We start from the raw sequence: 17,716 nt of genomic DNA, 5'->3' as shown, positions 1-17,716 counted from the left end.
CTTTAATTAAGCGTTTGTTTGAAAAATCGGCCATAACTTTAAGGTTAGGCCCTCTAAGACATTCTGAAAACTAATATTGCTAGCTAACTGTCGCTTTGCAGTTAGGGCTAGCTCAGTCGCCGCAATCAACTGGTCATCACTCAACCGAGTCGTTAATGCCGTCAATTCCTGCTGGTACTGACCAAACGTCAATGCGGTCGTTGCCACTTGAAAATGTAGTTGTAATAAATCCTGAAACAGCGCGGCGATCAAATCTAGCATCACCAGCTGATGGTCGGCATCCTTCGCTAATCCGACCAGGTTGACTTGCACTGCCGCAAAGCTGCGCGAATCACCCTTAACCGCCTGTTCAAACCACCGCCACAAGGCCTGTGATGCTTGTGGCAACCAATCGTCCTCTAGGAGCGCCTGCGCCTGAGTGACGCTACTCGTCAACGAGCGGGCCATCTGGGCTTGATTAGGGGCGATTCCGGCCTGCTCAAACGTCTGTTGCAAAGCTTGGGCGTTGAGTGGTGGAAATTCAATGACCTGCGTCCGGGAGATGATCGTCGGCAGCATCAACTGTTTATTGGTCGTTAGAAGTAGCGCCGTCACGTTGCCGCTCGGTTCCTCGATAAACTTCAACAAACTGTTGGCAGCGCTGGCAGTCATCTTTTCGGCATCACTGATAATAAATAACTTGCGATTACCCTCAACCGCACTCTTAGAGAATTCGGCTTTTAAGTACCGCACTTGGTCCACATGAATCCGTTGCCCTTCAGGCGCGACCGTTACGATGTCTGGGTGCGACCCATTGGCGATGCGGACGCATTCCTCACAGGTACCATCCGGTTCGCCATCGTCAGTCACGTGTAGGCAAAACAACCGTTGCGCGATCCAGTGGGCCAATTCTGGTTGCCCAGCGCCCTCCATGCCCGCAAACAAATACGCGTGTGCGAGATGGTTCTGGGCAATAATGTGTTTAAATGCCGCCAACAAACGGGGTTGTTTGGCAGTCAACGTTTGCGCAAATGAATCGGTTGCCATTAATCATCATCCTTCATTAAAGTTAAACGTTAAAATCGACCCATTAAAATTGATGAAATTGTTCGATTGGTAAGACAAAGACCGTGGCCCCGCCGACCTGGACTTCGACTGGATAGGCGGACGCGCCGTCCATCGTCACGTCTAAGTTAACGGGTGGTGTCATGAATTGCTCACGCGCATGACTAGTCTCTTTAATCATCGCCAAAACTTCATCGACGCGTTCGTCTTCAATCCCAATCATAAAGGTGGTGTTTCCTGAACGCAAGAAACCACCAGTCGTTGAAAGCTTTGTTGCGCGGACGTTGGCTTCGATAAATTGGCTGCTTAACCGGTTACTGTCCTTATCTTGGACGATTGCAATAATTAATTTCATTCGCGTTCCCCTCCCTCGGTAGCCATGTAAGTTGGTAACTTCGTCGTCATGATTTGAATGGCTTGCGTGACGACTTCTTCTAATGGTTGACTGGCATCGATGCGCTTAATGCGCTCCGGATGATCAGCCAGTAATTGTAAGTATGCTGCTTGGACACGATGATGAAAGCTGAGGGCTTCTACGTCCAAACGATTGATTTCATTTTGTCGATGTTGTTGAATCCGGTTCAATCCGACCGCGGCGTCAACGTCAAAGTACAACGTTAAGTCCGCCGTTAATCCCTTGGTCGCAAACTGGTTCATGTCATAAACGGCCTGTTCACCGATTTCACGGCCAGCACCTTGATAAGCCACAGAACTGTCGAGATAGCGGTCACATAAGACTAGTTGACCGCGGTCTAATGCGGGTTGAATCGTTTGAACAATGTGTTGCCGGCGCGCGGCCGCATATAATAAAGCCTCCGTGCGGTCATCCATTGCCGTATTGTTACGATCCAAAATAATGTTCCGAATCGCTTCTGAGATTTGATTACCGCCCGGTTCACGCGTCACGACTAAGCGATCCCCTAATTGCGGCTGTAACTGTGCCACAATCGCGTTTAAAGCTGACGTTTTACCGGCACCATCTGGCCCTTCAAAAGTAACTAATTTTCCTGTCAACATTCCCAATCCCATCTATTTTCTTATATGTAGCAATTGTACTTGATTTTGGGAGGCCTGTCTAATCCGGTTACCACTAGTGAGGGTATTTTTTGACCGATTTTTGGGGCGATAGCTACTACCAATTGTGGTTTTGACGATTTATTAAGTTAATTACTGATAGTTAGTAATGCTCAGAGTGCGAGGCTCAGGCGGGTTGGGACTGAGAATTAGCCTAGCTAGAGCGTTAAGTAGTGTATTTCCGCTTGGCGCTCTGGCGTAACAAACCTGAAGTCCCAATCTGCCCCCAACACGTTTCGGCAATATCGCGGGCAACGTGATAGCCATGACTCAAAAATCAAATCACCGCTAACTCAGCAATTTATATGAGTTCACGCTTCAAATCAAATCCATTCAAACTTGCCGTCCTGACAATGACATACTATCAGCTAATAAAAAACGCATTCCACTGACGGGTATCAGCGAAATGCGTTTTTATGTTGGCACGACTTTTTAAGTCGACTACTTATCAATCACCGAGCGCTGAATCGTCTGTCCATGGACTTGCCGTAACCGCGCTTCACGGTAGAGATACAAGTACTTGGCGCGCGCTAACGCAGTCTGAGTGACGAGTTCACTCGTATTGTTGTCGTAGACCGCCTCTTGGTTCTGCTTGGCGCGGTCCCAGTCGACCTTGGCCGCATTCAACGTCGTCAATAATTGTTCATCATACGTTGCTTTGGGGTGCTTGATCTTCTGTTTACGTTTAAACATACTAACACCTCCGAATTACATCTCTTGGCGACCTTCAACCGCCTTAAACAGGGTCATTTCATCCGCATACTGAATATCGCTGCCGACCGATAACCCGTGAGCCAGCCGCGTTACTTTGATGCCGGCGGGCTTAACTAGTCGTGAAATATACATCGCAGTGGCTTCACCCTCAGGCGTGGCGTTGGTCGCGATGATGACTTCTTTGATGGCTTCATTTTGCTGGAGCCGTTTCAATAAACTGGCAATGTTGATATCTTCCGGGCCCTTACCGTCGATTGGCGAAAGCACGCCATGCAGCACGTGATACAACCCGTTATATTCCTTGATTTTTTCCATTGCCATGACGTCCTTGGCTTCTTCCACCACCAGCACAGTGCTCTGGTCGCGCGACTTGTCCTTACAAATCACACACGGATCATCTTCAGTGATATTGCCACAAATACTACAAAAATGCAGGTCCCGTTTGGCCGCAATCAGCGACTTAGCGAACTCGGTGACATCATCACCGTTCATATCAATCGTATAGAACGCCAGCCGTGTCGCCGTCTTGCCCCCAATGCCGGGCAACTTCATGTAACTATCGATCAACTTCGCAATTGGTTCTGGATACTGCATGTGCTTACCTCGTTTTTACTGTAATCCCTTAGTATACTTGCCCATCGTGCTCTGTGTCTGGTCATCGACCTTAGTCAGCGCGTCGTTGACTGCGGCTAAGACCAAGTCTTGTAACATGTCGACATCGTCTGGATCAACGGCGTCGGGGTTAATCGTGATATCTTGCATCTTCTTGTCGCCAGTGAAGGTCACTTTGACCATGTCGTCAGGCGCTGACCCGGTAAACGTCTGTTCATTTAGAGCAGCTTGTTCGGCCGTCATTTGTGCCTGCATCTTTTTCATTTGTTTCATCATATTTTGCATATTTCCCATTCCACGCATCATAATTATCAGTTCCTTTCATGGTTAGTCTGGCTGAACCTCGACTAGGTCGCCAAACATGTTCTTCGCTTCTTCAACAACGGGTGCTTTGGCCGGTGCCTGCTTCTCAGGAGTGGCACCCCCTGGCTGATGAGTCGCCAAGTAATCCTTACGAATCTGCGGCCATTGCTCCTTAGGTACACACACGATCTTAGGTGCTTGACCCATCAAGCGGTCCAATCCATTACCGAGTGCATCAATCAGTGTCTGGTCATCGATCGCCTTTTGATAAACGAACGCGTAATCAAAGGCAACTACAACGCCATCCGCACTCGCAGCAACCGGCTGAGCAACGTGCATCAGCGCACGTTGGGTCACACTCAAGATATTCATCAAGTCGGTCCAAACGTCTCTAACCTTCAACAAGTCATTCTTGGTCGCCGCACCCAAAATCGGATAGATTTGGCTAACGTTGACCTTTTTAACAACTGGGCCACTGCTCGTACGCGGTTTCGCTGGCGCAGGTTTAGTATTCCCACCACCTTGCGTTCGCAACGTTTTAACTTCATTTTGCAGTTGTTCAACTTGTTGTGCGAGCTTGTGCACTGTTGGATCTTCTGGATTGACGGCCGCGGTAGTTGTCGCTGGCTGAGCAGTTGCCGTTTGACCATCCAACTGCGCGAGTTTGACCGTCAGAACTTCCAAGTAAACGTCGGGATGCGTCGTGAACCGCATCTGCTGCTGAATATCATTCAGTGTTTTGACCATCTGATACAAGACTTCGGCGTCGATTTCCTTGGCAAAAGCCTCAAACTGTTGATCATCTTCACCCATGGCCACACTGTCGACCATTTCAGGGGCCTGTTGATAGAGTAACACGTCTCGCGTATAACTAATCAAATCTTCGATGAAGCGGTTCGCATCTTTACCTTCTTGTAAGATTTCGCGCATCGTCTCCAAGGCCGGCTTGGTCTCGTGGTGCGTCACCTGCGTCACATAATTGGCAAGTAACTGCTTGGTGACACTCCCCGTGACCATCAACGCATCATCTAAGGTGACCGTATTATCCCCGAAGGAAATCACTTGGTCTAAGATACTCAATGCATCCCGCATCCCACCTTCAGCGGCCGCCGCAATCACACGCAGCGCTTTTTCATCGTAGGTCACGTCTTTTTCATTCAGGATGTAGACCATTCGATCATAACTATCCTTGGCCGTGATCCGCCGAAAGTCAAAACGCTGGGTCCGCGAAATAATCGTTAACGGAATCTTATGTGGTTCGGTAGTGGCTAAAATGAAGATGACGTTTGCCGGCGGTTCTTCCAACGTCTTCAACAGTGCGTTGAACGCCCCGGTCGACAACATGTGGACTTCATCAATAATATAGACTTTATAATCCGCCTGGGTTGGTGCGTACTTGGCCTTATCACGGATATCACGAATTTCTTCGACCCCGTTATTGGAAGCAGCATCGATTTCGATGACATCGTTCAACTGCCCCTTGGTGATCGCCGTACACGTCTCACATTCATTGCACGGCTCCCCGTCAACCAGATGGTGACAGTTGATGGCCTTCGCAAAGATTTTAGCTGCCGACGTCTTCCCAGTTCCCCGGGGACCTGTAAACAGATACGCATGGCTCGTCTGGTGGGTCATAATGGCATTTTTTAACGTCTGGGTAATCATTTGTTGCCCGACGATTTCATCAAAGCGTTGGGGACGCCAAACCCGATATAGTGCCCGATACATGCGATTCTTCCTTTCTTACATCAGTCATATTTATGTTTTGTTATTAAAAAATCATTGGCTTGTGGTTCGTCAGTCGGCTCAAGAAGTCGGACTAAGGCGCATACCGGCTGACGAACAAGAATCCACCAACTGGCACGTTTTAATCAGCGTTAATGCTGAACAATCACCGACACAACGAATGTTACATTACTATATTAATACCATCTGTATGTGAATGCGACCTCAACTCAGTGTGCACGACAAGTCGTCATCCAAGCATCGGCCGTAAAAGCCAGTTAGGTTAAATAAAAAGCTCTCAACCGAATGGCTAAGAGCTGTTACATTTCATAAAAACAAAAGGCACAAGATGAAGCAAACTTAGTGCTGCTTCCTTCCGGACCTGACACGATTCGTAAATCCACCCTTGCCTTTTGGCCTTGCGGCAAATACTATAATACATGATTTTTCTGATAATTACCAGCCATCCGCTTAATTTTTTTCGGCAGCTGCTCGGCGAGCTTTCTTCGCCGCTTTCTTGCGTTTCCGAATGTCACGGAAGAAGTTTTCCAGCATCTCACCCGCTGGCCGTGCTAGAATGCGCTCATGGACCGTCACCTGATGATTCAAACGCGTATCATCCATGACTTGATACAAACTACGGACGGCGCCGGCTTTCGGATCCCGCGCACCAAAGTAAAGTTCTGGTACTCGGGCATTGATGATCGCGCCACTGCACATCAAGCAAGGCTCCAAAGTCACATAGAGTTGGCAGTCTTCTAGACGCCAACTATGCAAATACTCGCAAGCTTCTTGAATCGCAATGATTTCAGCATGCATCGTGGCATCTTGACCATGCTCCCGCAAGTTATGGCCGCGGCCAATGATTTCACCCTGGTGCACGATCACGGCACCAATTGGGACTTCACCAATCAGGTAAGCCATCCGCGCTTCATGCAACGCTTCTTGCATCCAGTCTTCCGCTGTTGGTTCTGCCACGACTATCCCTCCTTTACACTCTGCAATATATAGTAGCCTTTATCCTTTTTAATAATCTGACAATTACCAAAAGTGGCCTGCATCAACTTCTTCGCAGAGGGCGCCCCCTGCTTCTTCTGTAAGACAACGGTCAGGGTTCCGCCCACAGCGAGTCTTGAACTAGCCCCGCTCAACATTGCATCAACGACGGCCTTGCCCGCGCGCACTGGCGGGTTCGTCACAATGGCCGCATAGTTGGTCGCCGTAACCTGCTCATAGACATCCGACGTAAAAATATTAACGTTGGTGATCCCATTTAAGGCGACATTTTTTCGCGCCAGACTCAATGCTAATTCGTTGACGTCGACCATATCGACAGTCCGTTCTGGCGACTGATACGCTAACGCCATCCCGATTGGCCCGTAGCCGGTCCCCAAATCAAGAATCGGCCCATCCGGTAAATCGGTAGCGTCAAAGGCCGCTAGTAGCGTCCGCGAGCCGTAATCGACGGTCCGCTTAGAGAAGACGCCGTTGTCCGTTGTAAATTTAAATTGGTGATTAAAAATTTCAAAATTCCACTGCTTTTCATCATGCACAATATCCGGATTGTGTGTATAATAATAGTTGGTCATATTTATTTTCCTCTGAATTTCTGGTCTATATCTATGATAACTGATTCAACGAGTGAACCACAAATAATTTAAAAAAACTTTTCGTCGGTTAAAGGCTGACACTGACACAACATCTGGGGTTTGTGATTTTTACCACACCCTAGATGTTGTGTTTTTTGATTGTTTTTTTCACCACATGTTGTATACTAAATTTATCAGAAAAACGAGTTAGGATGATGAAAGATGAAAAAAGTTACCGTATTTACTAAAAACAACTGCATGCAATGCAAGATGACTAAGAAGTTCCTCACTGCGCACAATATCGCCTTTGAAGAAAAGAATATCAACACGAATCCTGAATACGTGGATTACTTGAAAGATCAAGGCTTCCAAGCAGTTCCCGTTGTTGAGATCAATGGCGAAGACAGTATTTCTGGCTTCCGTCCCGATGCTTTAAAACAATTAGCTGTCTAGTTTACCCGCGCTTTTTTGCGTGGTTACATAGCTGGTTTGTCTTACAAAATATCATGAACGACCCACAATCAGTTGGACGATGATTGTGGGTCGTCGATTTTGCCAGTCACTATTATTATATTGTAGAAAGAGGATTCCTTATGACCTTAAAAGATTTAAAAGACGTCACGTATTATGACTTGAATAATGAGATCAATATTCCCGTTAATAATCAGATTCCACTCAATAAAGACCAAGATGCACTCGCGGCCTTCCTTGAACAAAACGTTAAGCCCAACACGATGACCTTTGATAGTCTCAAAGCCCGGTTTGACTACTTACGTGAACACGACTATTTGGAAACCCCTGCCATCGACAAATATGATTTTAGCTTCATTGAAAAGCTTTACGATTACTTGCGGTCCCAAGATTTCCATTTCAAGACATTTATGGCCGCCTACAAGTTTTACGCCCAATACGCGTTAAAGACTGACGATGGCGACTACTACTTGGAAAACTTCATCGACCGGGTCGCAATGAACGCCCTCTACTTTGCGGACGGTGACGAAGGTCTTGCCATGGATTTGGCTGACGAAATCATTCATCAACGTTACCAACCGGCAACACCGAGCTTCTTAAACGCTGGTCGTGCGCGGCGGGGCGAATTGATTTCTTGCTTCTTGATTCAGTCGACGGATGACATGAACTCAATTGGCCGGACCATCAACTCCGCACTCCAATTATCACGAATCGGTGGCGGGGTCGGTATCAACCTCAGCAACTTGCGCGGTGCCGGCGATCCCATCAAGCATATCGATGGCGCTGCTAGTGGTGTCGTTCCAGTCATGAAGTTATTGGAAGATAGTTTTTCATACTCCAATCAATTAGGACAACGCCAAGGTGCCGGGGTCGTTTACCTCAGTGTCTTCCATCCAGACATCATTTCTTTCCTCTCTGCTAAGAAGGAAAATGCCGATGAAAAGATTCGGTTAAAGACGTTGTCACTCGGTGTGACCGTTCCTGATAAGTTCTATGAACTAATCAAGGCGGACGCTGACATGTACCTATTTAGTCCTTACGGGGTCGAACGTGAATATGGGGTCCCATTCTCATACGTCGATATCACTAAGGAATACGACAACATGGTCCAAAACCCGAACATCCGTAAGACTAAGATCAAGGCACGTGACCTTGAAAATGAAATCAGTAAGTTACAACAAGAATCTGGTTACCCATACGTCGTCAACGTGGACACGGCTAACCGCGACAATCCAATCGATGGCAAAATCGTCATGAGTAACTTATGTTCTGAAGTGATGCAGGTCCAAACACCATCACTGATCAACGATCAACAACAATATGAAAAACTCGGTACCGATATCAGCTGTAACCTGGGTTCAACGAATATCGTTAACTTAATGGCTTCCCCTGACTTTGGTCACTCCGTTGAAGCGATGGTGCGGGCCTTGACGTTTGTCACTGACCACTCCAACGTCGACGTTGTGCCTTCGATTCAAAAAGGAAACCATCAGGCTCATACGATTGGTTTGGGTGCGATGGGGCTGCACGCCTACTTCGCCAAGAACCATATGGAATATGGGAGCAAGGAAGCTGTCGACTTCACGAACATCTACTTCCTACTCTTAAACTACTGGACACTGAAAGCTTCTAACGAAATCGCTCGTGAACGCCACGAAACTTTCGTTAACTTTGAAAAGTCGAAGTACGCGGATGGGACTTACTTCGACAAGTACACGACTCAAGATTGGCAACCGAAATATGACAAGACGGCCGCCCTCTTTGATGGCATCTTCATTCCAACCAAAGCAGATTGGGAAGCCCTCAAGGAAGCTGTTATGCGCGATGGCCTTTACCACCAAAACCGGATGGCAGTCGCTCCAAACGGCTCGATTTCTTACATTAATGATACGACCGCTAGCTTGCACCCAATCATCAATCGGGTCGAAGAACGGCAAGAAAAGAAAATTGGTAAGATTTATTATCCCGCTCCTTACCTATCTAATGATACAATTGGTTATTATAAGTCAGCATATGATACAGATATGCGCAAAGTCATCGACGTTTACGCGGCTGCTCAGCAACACGTTGATCAAGGGATGAGTTTGACACTCTTCATGCGTTCAACGATTCCAGCTGGCTTATACGAATGGAAAGATGGTCGCACTGATAAGATGACCACGCGGGACTTGAACATTTTACGGAACTACGCCTATCATAAAGGGATTAAGTCCATTTACTACATCCGGACCTTTACCGACGATGATGGTGAAGTTGGCGTAAATGAATGTGAAAGCTGCGTAATCTAGTATCTTAGATCTCTAGGAGGATAACAAATGGCAACAGACTTGGCTTACTACCAAAAACTGCTCAGTAATGGCAACTATAAGGCAATTAACTGGGAGCAAGTTTCAGATGCAATTGATAAAAGTACCTGGGAAAAACTAACGGAACAATTCTGGTTAGATACCCGGATTCCGGTCTCCAACGATATGGCAGACTGGCGTGAATTAGATGACGACCATCGTTGGGTGGTTGGACACGTGTTCGGCGGGTTAACACTGCTTGACACCTTACAATCACAAGATGGCTTGCAAGCACTTCGGCGAAACGTCTTAACGTCTCACGAAACGGCCGTTTTGAATAACATTCAATTCATGGAATCGGTCCACGCAAAGAGTTACTCAACGATTTTTGAAACGTTGAATACGCCTGACGAAATCAACGAAATCTTCGACTGGAGTGACAGTGAAGAATTCCTGCAAACTAAGGCCCAATGGATCTACAAGCTTTACGATAATATCGATGAAGACCCATTGAAGCAAAAAGTGGCGAACGTCTTCTTGGAAACGTTCCTGTTCTATTCCGGTTTCTACACACCGCTATATTACTTGGGTCATAACCAATTACCAAACGTCGCCGAAATCATCAAATTGATTTTACGGGACGAAAGTGTTCATGGCACTTACATTGGTTACAAGTTCCAATTAGGCTTCAAGAACCGTTCCGAAAAGCAACAAGCCGAATTCAAAGACTGGATGTTCGACTTCCTCTACAAGCTTTACGAAAACGAAGAAAACTACGTGCACCTCGTTTACGATCAAATTGGCTGGTCAGATGAAGTTTTGACCTTCAGTCGTTACAACGCCAACAAAGCCTTGATGAACTTGGGTCAAGACGCCCTCTTCCCAGATACGGCCGAAGACGTTAACCCAGTCGTCATGAACGGGATCTCAACGGGGACTTCTAACCACGACTTCTTCTCACAAGTTGGGAATGGTTATCGGTTAGGTCAAGTTGAAGCCATGCAAGATACCGACTACGATATTGGTGAACCAGACGACTAAAACGTCTCGTCAGTACGAACGTTGTTAGTTGGTATCACGGTGTTATTAATTAAAATGCGGCTCGGTAGCGAGTCGCATTTTTGCTAGGAAAATTTATTTTGGGGGTCGTTTCAAATGGCAATTCATAATATTTGTGTCTTTTGTGGGTCCAACTCTGGTTTGGACCAAGCTTTTAGTGATAAGACGGTCGCGCTAGGCAAATACCTCGCTGCCAATGATTATCAACTGGTCTATGGTGGGGGTGACCATGGCCTGATGGGGAAAGTCGCCAAAGCAACCATGACGGCTGGTGGGCGCGTGATTGGTATCATTCCCCACTTTCTCGTCGAACGCGAACTCGCTTTTAAAGAAGTGACGACGTTCATCGAAACGCGCACGATGACGGAACGGAAAGAAAAAATGTTGCATCTCGCTGACGCATTCATTGTCTTACCCGGCGGCTTCGGAACGTTTGAAGAATTCCTGCAGATGCTCTCATGGAGTCAGATGGACATCCATCAAAAGCCAATCGCCCTTTACAACATTGACGGCTTTTACGATGACCTAGTCAATATGCTGCAAAAGACCGCCGATTTGGGCTTTGCACCAGAAGCAAACCTTGACCTGTTTATTAATGGTCATGATTTGGACGAAATCTTCGACGGCTTCCAGCATTTTAAACACGTCCTACCGCCTAAATATACGAATTAAGTCACGCGCCATACCATTATTCGCGTGGCGCTACGACGCAATGACAACCAAAAGACCCGACGTACACGTCTAATTGAAAGACGGTGCGTCGGGTCTTTTGTTGTGTGGGAAGTTGTGTTGATGGGGCTAAATCTGGGCGCGTGTCATCAAGCGGAAATACCGCCACCGATTCATAGTCAATCCCAAAATTTCCAACTAGCGCGTGGGCCATCCGTTTTCTGATGATACTTGAGATAGATCGACCCGGCCTGTTCCCGCATGACGAGTGGAATCTGATTGCGGCGGATCACCCGAACGGCACTGACGTACGATCCCTTGTGTTTAACTAGCACCCACCGAGCAGACTTAGTCGGTTGCCCCGAGTAGAACTTCAACCACTCTCCGTTGCCCAAGGAATCATCTGACACGTACGTATCGGCCATCCCCGTCACTTTAGTTGGCAAAATACCATAGCCAAGTTTCGTGCTTAAAAACGGATTCACGCGGTCGATCATCTCAATCTGATTTCGATGGCCCCAACTTAGCAAGCCGAATAAACTGGCTAATAAAACCAGCATACTGATGATGACAATCAAACTACGTAAATAGCGCCGTTTCAGCTGTACATCCCGACTGATCTGATGAACCACCGGCACTACGGGGACTTCCTCAGATTTAAGTAGCTTATCTAATGAGATGTTCAAACGGTCACTCAATTCGACCAAGGTATCTAAGTTGGGATACGTACTGCCATTTTCCCAACGTGAAACCGTCTGTCGGGTCACGTGTAATTGGTCTGCCAATACTTGTTGGGTTAACCCTAACGACTCTCGTTGCTGTTTTAACGCTGGCCCTAATTCCAATTCATCAAATCCTTTCTGTTATCAAGTTCAGCATACCGGCAAGCCTCGCTAAAAGTCGAGCAACTATCGTGTTACAACCTGTTACATCGGGCTTTGGTGCAATCATTATTTTTGCCATCAATTTTTACTTAGGATCCTCATTTACGAACGTCCCCATGACCACCCCTGGTATTGACAGATTGCGGCACCGACGTATCCGAGTGAACAGCGGCCGTCCTAAAAAAAGACACGCCGTCACTGCTAGCAACGACGCATCCCATTCAATTATTTCAACCGTTTGAATAACCACACTGGTCGGCGTTGACCAGATTTATGCACCCGCGTATTTACCACCTGCAGCAACTGGAGGATGGTGAAAATCAGTGAATTGCGTTTACGGTAGGCGATGTACTTCGGCGCCCAATCCGTCACATATTTTTCCTTATAAGAACGTAGCCCTTGGAACCCGTATAGTTGGTACCCGTACTCATAAATCAAATGGGCAATCTTTTCTTGAATAAAACTATACCGGGAGACGCCGACGCCGGATAATGGCGCCATTCCCATATTGAAATAGGCATAGCCGTCATCACGCGCCTGTTCAAACAAGTGCACGAACACCGTATCCATGATGCCGGATGGTGCGGCCTTACTTGAACGCATTAAGTCGATCGAGGTCGTCTGATGATTCCCCTGCGGCATGATGTTGGCGAAAGCAACAATCCGGTGCTCAGGATCATACACGACGGCGATGGGCGCCTGATTCAAGTAGGACTCATCAAAGAAGCCCAACGAGAAGCCTTTTTCCGTCTCACCGGCTAGCCAACTGTCTGAAACGGCCCGCAGCTCGGCCATGACTTCTGCGCTAAACGGTGGTTGCAAGACCGCAAACTCATACTGATCACGCGCAAATTTATTCATTAACGCGCGTTCACCGCGGAGCCGTTTACCAGCCAGACTAAAATCAGCTAGTTTAACATGACCTTCCTCACCCGTTTTGATGAAGTCAAAGCCCATCTCATGCAGCCGCATCGTCAGCGTCTCGTTGATTTCATAAAATACCAGCGAACAGCCATCACTATCGGCATCGTCTAGCAATTGTTCAAGCGCCGCCTGGAGCACCGCCTGATTGCCAAACGGCTCACCCATGATAATTAATTTATCCGCCTTGAGCTGATACAAGAAGATGAGTTGGTCTTGGCCATCAACTTGGTAATAGTAAGCTAACTTATCATTCAAGTAAGCTAAATGTGAAATTTCATTACCACCATAGTTGTCGATGACCTGCTTGACCCGCGCGGCATCCACGGTTTGCTGTAAACGCTGGTTGTGACCGCTGGCAAAATATCGATACATCAAAACTAAAATCATGGCAGCCAGGACGAGTCCCAGCACCCCAAATAACCAGAGCTTCTGTGACGGGAAGAATAGTGCTTCGGGAACCGCGTGCCGGTGATGGATCTGCGGCGCGTTGTAGACCCCCACGATCGTGTACAACACGAAGGTCACGACGTAGACACAACCAACCCACAACGTTTGCCCCCACGAAAAGGCCATCCGGTCGCGATAATAGGCGTGCCGTGACAGTGCTACTAACGCCAGAATAATGACTAGGAAAATAATAAATTTCATGGAAATTGCATCATAGACGACTAACCAGCGAATCGTATTCAAAATTGCGACCAGCAGAACGATCACGGTCGGCCAAAACGCCTTTTTGACCCGTCCGGCCGTTCCCAACGCGACCCCAATTAGTAGAAACGCCATGATGATACTACTTGCTTGGTTAATGAAAAAGAACGTGTACGGGTAGAACTGCAAGAACAGTTTATTATTGTACGCGAAGTTGGGGACCGTCGACATGAGCAGCATCAAGAAGCCAGAGACGTACAGAAAGACCGTCAAGACCATCTGAGCGCCCCGTTGCAAGGCTTGCTTAGGAATCCCTGCCAATCGAACGTTGAGCCGATGTCCCGTATCATGGACGAATAGCACTAGCCCAATGGCAAACGGAATAATATAGTAGAATAATCGATAGAACAACAGCCAGGCGACGGCATCTGGGCGCGAAACGCCGACCGCTGCCAGGCCAAAAATCATGAAGACGTCAAACGAGCCGATTCCGCCGGGCACCATTGAAACCTCACCAACGACCGAGGCAATCACGAATAACGGGACGACTGCCGCAAAATCGATTGGCAGTCCCATAAAGTTCCCAATCAACAGGAAGAACAGTACGCAGCCGGTCCATTCACCAAATGAGCCACTCAATAAGCGCACGACATTACCTAGTGTCAAGCCATCAAAAAATTCCGAATCATTGACCCGGGTGAAAATAAAAATGGCTGGAAAATACAAGGCCCCACCGACGAGCCAAATCCAGTAAGTCCCATACATTTGACCAATGCCGAAGCCATAAACTAGGACCAGCGAAATCATACAGTACAGTGATAGGCCCGAGACCAAAAATAACGCGATTTTAGAAATTGCAAATACGATTTGTTTTTTAGTCGCTTCACGGTTATAAAAGTTAGCGCGCAAGGACGCACCCAGCACGCCACCAAAGCCACCAATATTCGTAAAGGTATTGGTGATCCACCCCGCTTTTAGAATATAGCCCAATGAATAGTGATTGGGCAAAAACTTCGTAATCATCACATCGTATGTCAGCATTGGCGTGACGGCAACAATCCCAATCACGACCATGCTCAATAGATGCCACCAACTTTGCGAAGCCAGTGCGGTCGCCAACTGCGCACCGCTGACCTCCTTCGCGATTTTGCCGACTTCTGAAATCACAAATAACAGGACGGAGAACACAAACAGCGCCTTAATGATCCCCATGCGTTTATTGATTGCCGCCCCGATTTTCTGTAACCTTGCCTTCAAAAAAATTCCCCCATCTGGTCTGTTTGTTCCTATTATCGCAATCTTAGCCTGTTTATACAACCGTTATCGGCGTTTTACGGCGTCCGAGTGCCCGATTGAACTAATAATTTCACATTACTAACTTTAAGCTGAACCGCCGGACTTTACCAGCAATTTGCAACACTCATCCATCCTCAAGCAAGCCACCTGATTCTCCAAACCGCAGTCCACTAGTATTCTGATAGCCAAGTCGTCTTTACCAGCGGTTACCGTTTCTGTATAATAATATTTATATACTTACCAAGGGGGAGACACACATGCACCATGCTAAACAGCTTGCAATTATCTTTGCGAGTTTATTCATTTTAACGGGCTGCACCACGACTGCACAAGATTCTGCCAAGCAGACCAGCACCAAAACGCAGGTGGTCCGCGTCACGAAACGGACTAAGGCCAACAAGACTGCTTGGGCCAAAGCACGCGCAGCTAGTCGAGCAAACGCCGCATCAGCTAAGGCACTCAGCTCAAGCGAAAAGCAACTCTCACTGGCCGCTAGTCAGGCTGATTCACAATCTGACCAACTCGCAAGTTCCACCTCTGCGGTCAAAGCTTCTTCACGTGCGGCGTCCAAATCCGCTGCCAGCGTTGCCGTAGCCGCATCGGAGTCACAGTCCAAAGCTGCATCCGAAGCTGCGCGCGAATCCAAACAAACGGCCCAAAGCCAGACTGCTTCCACTCAGACCAGCCATGCCAACCGGACCTCGGGCGATACCAACACTGCGCAAACGGGCCGCATCGTCGGTAACCGCAATTCAAAGATTTACCACGTTGAAACGGGGCAAAACTACCGGATGGCGGGTAAAAATGCGGTTTATTTTAGTACAGAAGCCGAAGCACAAGCTGCTGGCTACCGCAAGTCACTACGTTAGGGGGAAGCACATTGGGAATCATCGGAACACTTATTTTATTGGCCGCAATCTACTGGGGTTGGCGGAGTTATCGCCATTATCCCGGGCGGCAATGGTGGCGACACGGTTGGCCAGCGCTACTCTTATTGCTCGTCAGTATCGGGATCTTTAGTCTACCGGGAAAGCAGGCACAACTGACAGTCAAAACCAAGACCGTCACCAAAACGCACCTAGTTACCGCAACCAATGATCAAAAATTGACGACGCTTCAAGAAGCGAACTCGGCCTCTGCTAGTAGCCTAAAGCAAGCTGCCAAGCAATTATCAAAAGACAAAACACAAGTCGATAATCAGAAGAAAAAGAACCAACAAGCTGGTGCAACGTCCAAAACGGCCGCAACCACCACTACCGGAAGTAATCCAAGTCACGCAGCGTTGGCCAACAAAGCCTACGCGGGTCAACAGACGATCACCGTCAATCAAAATCAGCCGGCGTTTAGTCGTGACGACCTCAGTACCAGCCGCGGCGCTTGGCAAAAATACGGTGACTTAGACCAACTGAACCGGGTCACGGCTGCCAACGCCCTACTCAACCAATCGCTGATGCCTAAGGCCGAACGTGAGGCGCTCAACGTCCAACCAACTGGCTGGCATAATAAACGAATCAGCAGCGGCTGGCTCTATAATCGCAGTCACTTGATTGGTTACCAGTTGACTGGGCAAAATAATAACATCAAAAATCTGATGACCGGAACTCGCACCTTGAACGACCCCGAAATGACGACTTACGAAGACCAAGTCGCGGACTATTTGAAAGCCAGTCCCAATAACTACGTCCGCTACCAAGTAACCCCAATTTTCAGGGGCAACGAATTGTTAGCCCGTGGTGTTCAAATGCGTGGTCAATCAGTTGGCAGCAACGCCGTTAGTTTTAACGTTTATATCTTCAATGTTCAGCCTGGAATGACCCTGAATTATAATGATGGGACTAGTTCGGTGAGTCGCTGATTGGGCTATATTGTTCAAAAAGTTAGATACACAATGATCGCTCAATTTTACAAATAATCAAACAAAGATTTATGGAGGCCCATATGTTAATATTTATCAGTTGGATAGCAATTATTTTCGCTATGCCTGCTGCTATGATTGTTGCCAATGAGGAATTTTCAAGTGATACTTTCAAATCAATATTATCAAAGACAAATATCTCTTATTATGATAAAGCAGAAACAATCCTCGCGCTAATATGGGATTTACGAGGATTCAAAAAAAATATTGTTATATTTGTTCTATCTCTACTTATTGTTGGAATATTTCACATAACACGGGTATTTCATCTGACAAGTATATCTCTTACTTTGAAATTTCCTTTTCTTCTTAGCATTACTATATTAATTTATTTGCTTTCCTTTTGGTTTGGATTAGCTGTGTACAAATATATCACCATATTCTTTTCCAAGTACAAAAATAAGTTGATTGGAAAGTTGATAGTATCTTTTTCAATTATTTTGCTAGCGTGGTTATATTTAGGACCACTTCTATTCTTGCTAATTTCACTCATTGAAAATCAAT

Annotated in this window: 18 protein-coding genes and 1 other RNA gene; 7 read left to right on the top strand and 12 right to left on the bottom strand. The window is 47.1% G+C overall.

What is annotated here, in order from left to right:
- Positions 1-6 precede the first annotated feature (6 nt).
- The 10 genes from holB to KGF65_RS09620 form a co-directional block, all read right to left on the bottom strand.
- The gene (gene holB / locus KGF65_RS09665) at positions 7-1,026 is read right to left on the bottom strand and encodes a DNA polymerase III subunit delta' (RefSeq protein ID WP_101874007.1); all 1,020 of its coding nucleotides are present in this window, start codon (positions 1,024-1,026) and stop codon (positions 7-9) included.
- A gap of 43 nt (positions 1,027-1,069) precedes the next feature.
- Entirely contained in the window at positions 1,070-1,399 is a 330-nt protein-coding gene (locus tag KGF65_RS09660) for a cyclic-di-AMP receptor (protein ID WP_050339173.1), read from the bottom strand.
- Positions 1,396-2,061 carry a dTMP kinase gene (gene tmk, locus KGF65_RS09655; RefSeq protein WP_101874008.1) on the bottom strand — a complete coding sequence of 222 codons (666 nt, stop codon included), beginning with the start codon at positions 2,059-2,061 and terminating at the stop codon, positions 1,396-1,398. Before tmk ends, KGF65_RS09660 begins: the two co-directional genes overlap by 4 nt.
- Positions 2,062-2,559: 498 nt before the next feature.
- Positions 2,560-2,811 carry a YaaL family protein gene (locus tag KGF65_RS09650; protein WP_003637791.1) on the bottom strand — a complete coding sequence of 84 codons (252 nt, stop codon included), beginning with the start codon at positions 2,809-2,811 and terminating at the stop codon, positions 2,560-2,562.
- A gap of 15 nt (positions 2,812-2,826) precedes the next feature.
- Complete coding sequence (gene recR, locus KGF65_RS09645) at positions 2,827-3,426, bottom strand: recombination mediator RecR (RefSeq protein ID WP_003637790.1); 600 nt, start codon at positions 3,424-3,426, stop codon at positions 2,827-2,829.
- 15 nt (positions 3,427-3,441) lie between these two features.
- Positions 3,442-3,750, bottom strand: coding sequence for a YbaB/EbfC family nucleoid-associated protein (locus KGF65_RS09640; protein WP_101874009.1), 309 nt, complete (start codon positions 3,748-3,750; stop codon positions 3,442-3,444).
- A 21-nt stretch (positions 3,751-3,771) separates the two neighbouring features.
- Positions 3,772-5,475, bottom strand: coding sequence for a DNA polymerase III subunit gamma/tau (dnaX, locus tag KGF65_RS09635; RefSeq protein ID WP_101874010.1), 1,704 nt, complete (start codon positions 5,473-5,475; stop codon positions 3,772-3,774).
- Positions 5,476-5,798: 323 nt separating this feature from the next.
- Positions 5,799-5,896, bottom strand: an RNA gene (gene ffs, locus KGF65_RS09630) — signal recognition particle sRNA small type.
- 47 nt (positions 5,897-5,943) lie between these two features.
- Positions 5,944-6,450 carry a tRNA adenosine(34) deaminase TadA gene (tadA, locus tag KGF65_RS09625; protein ID WP_003637787.1) on the bottom strand — a complete coding sequence of 169 codons (507 nt, stop codon included), beginning with the start codon at positions 6,448-6,450 and terminating at the stop codon, positions 5,944-5,946.
- Between the two features lie 2 nt (positions 6,451-6,452).
- Positions 6,453-7,061 carry a class I SAM-dependent methyltransferase gene (locus tag KGF65_RS09620; RefSeq protein ID WP_105923697.1) on the bottom strand — a complete coding sequence of 203 codons (609 nt, stop codon included), beginning with the start codon at positions 7,059-7,061 and terminating at the stop codon, positions 6,453-6,455.
- Between the two features lie 222 nt (positions 7,062-7,283).
- On the opposite strand from KGF65_RS09620, the gene KGF65_RS09615 reads away from it, so the two are divergent.
- From KGF65_RS09615 to KGF65_RS09600, 4 genes are all read left to right on the top strand, one after another.
- Complete coding sequence (locus tag KGF65_RS09615) at positions 7,284-7,514, top strand: redoxin NrdH (protein ID WP_003637785.1); 231 nt, start codon at positions 7,284-7,286, stop codon at positions 7,512-7,514.
- A gap of 140 nt (positions 7,515-7,654) precedes the next feature.
- A complete protein-coding gene (gene nrdE / locus KGF65_RS09610) occupies positions 7,655-9,820 on the top strand; it encodes a class 1b ribonucleoside-diphosphate reductase subunit alpha (protein WP_050339178.1) in 2,166 nt (721 codons plus the stop codon).
- A 27-nt stretch (positions 9,821-9,847) separates the two neighbouring features.
- On the top strand, positions 9,848-10,858 hold the full coding sequence (nrdF, locus tag KGF65_RS09605) for a class 1b ribonucleoside-diphosphate reductase subunit beta (RefSeq protein WP_216788196.1): 1,011 nt from the start codon (positions 9,848-9,850) through the stop codon (positions 10,856-10,858).
- Between the two features lie 114 nt (positions 10,859-10,972).
- Positions 10,973-11,548: a TIGR00730 family Rossman fold protein gene (locus tag KGF65_RS09600; protein WP_050339179.1), complete on the top strand. Its 576-nt coding sequence runs from the start codon at positions 10,973-10,975 to the stop codon at positions 11,546-11,548.
- A 176-nt stretch (positions 11,549-11,724) separates the two neighbouring features.
- Here the strand turns inward: KGF65_RS09600 and KGF65_RS09595 are convergent, their stop codons facing one another.
- Entirely contained in the window at positions 11,725-12,390 is a 666-nt protein-coding gene (locus KGF65_RS09595; RefSeq protein WP_101874012.1) for a helix-turn-helix domain-containing protein, read from the bottom strand.
- A gap of 264 nt (positions 12,391-12,654) precedes the next feature.
- Positions 12,655-15,258, bottom strand: coding sequence for a bifunctional lysylphosphatidylglycerol flippase/synthetase MprF (mprF, locus tag KGF65_RS09590; protein WP_101874013.1), 2,604 nt, complete (start codon positions 15,256-15,258; stop codon positions 12,655-12,657).
- A gap of 296 nt (positions 15,259-15,554) precedes the next feature.
- Between mprF and KGF65_RS09585 the strand changes: the two genes are divergently transcribed.
- The 3 genes from KGF65_RS09585 to KGF65_RS09575 form a co-directional block, all read left to right on the top strand.
- A complete protein-coding gene (locus tag KGF65_RS09585) occupies positions 15,555-16,166 on the top strand; it encodes a cell surface protein (protein WP_105923699.1) in 612 nt (203 codons plus the stop codon).
- 11 nt (positions 16,167-16,177) lie between these two features.
- On the top strand, positions 16,178-17,152 hold the full coding sequence (locus tag KGF65_RS09580; RefSeq protein ID WP_216748373.1) for a DNA/RNA non-specific endonuclease: 975 nt from the start codon (positions 16,178-16,180) through the stop codon (positions 17,150-17,152).
- Between the two features lie 83 nt (positions 17,153-17,235).
- Positions 17,236-17,716: hypothetical protein (locus KGF65_RS09575; protein ID WP_216748372.1), on the top strand; the 481-nt coding region annotated here is incomplete at its 3' end.

The organism is Lactiplantibacillus sp. 30.2.29, from assembly GCF_018991255.1.
GTDB classification, from domain to species: Bacteria; Bacillota; Bacilli; order Lactobacillales; family Lactobacillaceae; genus Lactiplantibacillus; species Lactiplantibacillus pentosus.
The sequence above is the reverse complement of the archived record's forward strand: the minus strand, read 5'-3'. Positions and strand labels throughout refer to the sequence as shown.

Coding starts and splice junctions, on each gene's coding strand:
- holB (WP_101874007.1), bottom strand. CDS start 1,026: ATGGCAACCGATTCATTTGCGCAAACGTTGACTGCCAAACAACCCCGT.
- KGF65_RS09660 (WP_050339173.1), bottom strand. CDS start 1,399: ATGAAATTAATTATTGCAATCGTCCAAGATAAGGACAGTAACCGGTTA.
- nrdF (WP_216788196.1), top strand. CDS start 9,848: ATGGCAACAGACTTGGCTTACTACCAAAAACTGCTCAGTAATGGCAAC.
- recR (WP_003637790.1), bottom strand. CDS start 3,426: ATGCAGTATCCAGAACCAATTGCGAAGTTGATCGATAGTTACATGAAG.
- KGF65_RS09585 (WP_105923699.1), top strand. CDS start 15,555: ATGCACCATGCTAAACAGCTTGCAATTATCTTTGCGAGTTTATTCATT.
- KGF65_RS09600 (WP_050339179.1), top strand. CDS start 10,973: ATGGCAATTCATAATATTTGTGTCTTTTGTGGGTCCAACTCTGGTTTG.
- KGF65_RS09640 (WP_101874009.1), bottom strand. CDS start 3,750: ATGATGCGTGGAATGGGAAATATGCAAAATATGATGAAACAAATGAAA.
- KGF65_RS09620 (WP_105923697.1), bottom strand. CDS start 7,061: ATGACCAACTATTATTATACACACAATCCGGATATTGTGCATGATGAA.
- KGF65_RS09615 (WP_003637785.1), top strand. CDS start 7,284: ATGAAAAAAGTTACCGTATTTACTAAAAACAACTGCATGCAATGCAAG.
- KGF65_RS09650 (WP_003637791.1), bottom strand. CDS start 2,811: ATGTTTAAACGTAAACAGAAGATCAAGCACCCCAAAGCAACGTATGAT.
- tmk (WP_101874008.1), bottom strand. CDS start 2,061: ATGTTGACAGGAAAATTAGTTACTTTTGAAGGGCCAGATGGTGCCGGT.
- nrdE (WP_050339178.1), top strand. CDS start 7,655: ATGACCTTAAAAGATTTAAAAGACGTCACGTATTATGACTTGAATAAT.
- dnaX (WP_101874010.1), bottom strand. CDS start 5,475: ATGTATCGGGCACTATATCGGGTTTGGCGTCCCCAACGCTTTGATGAA.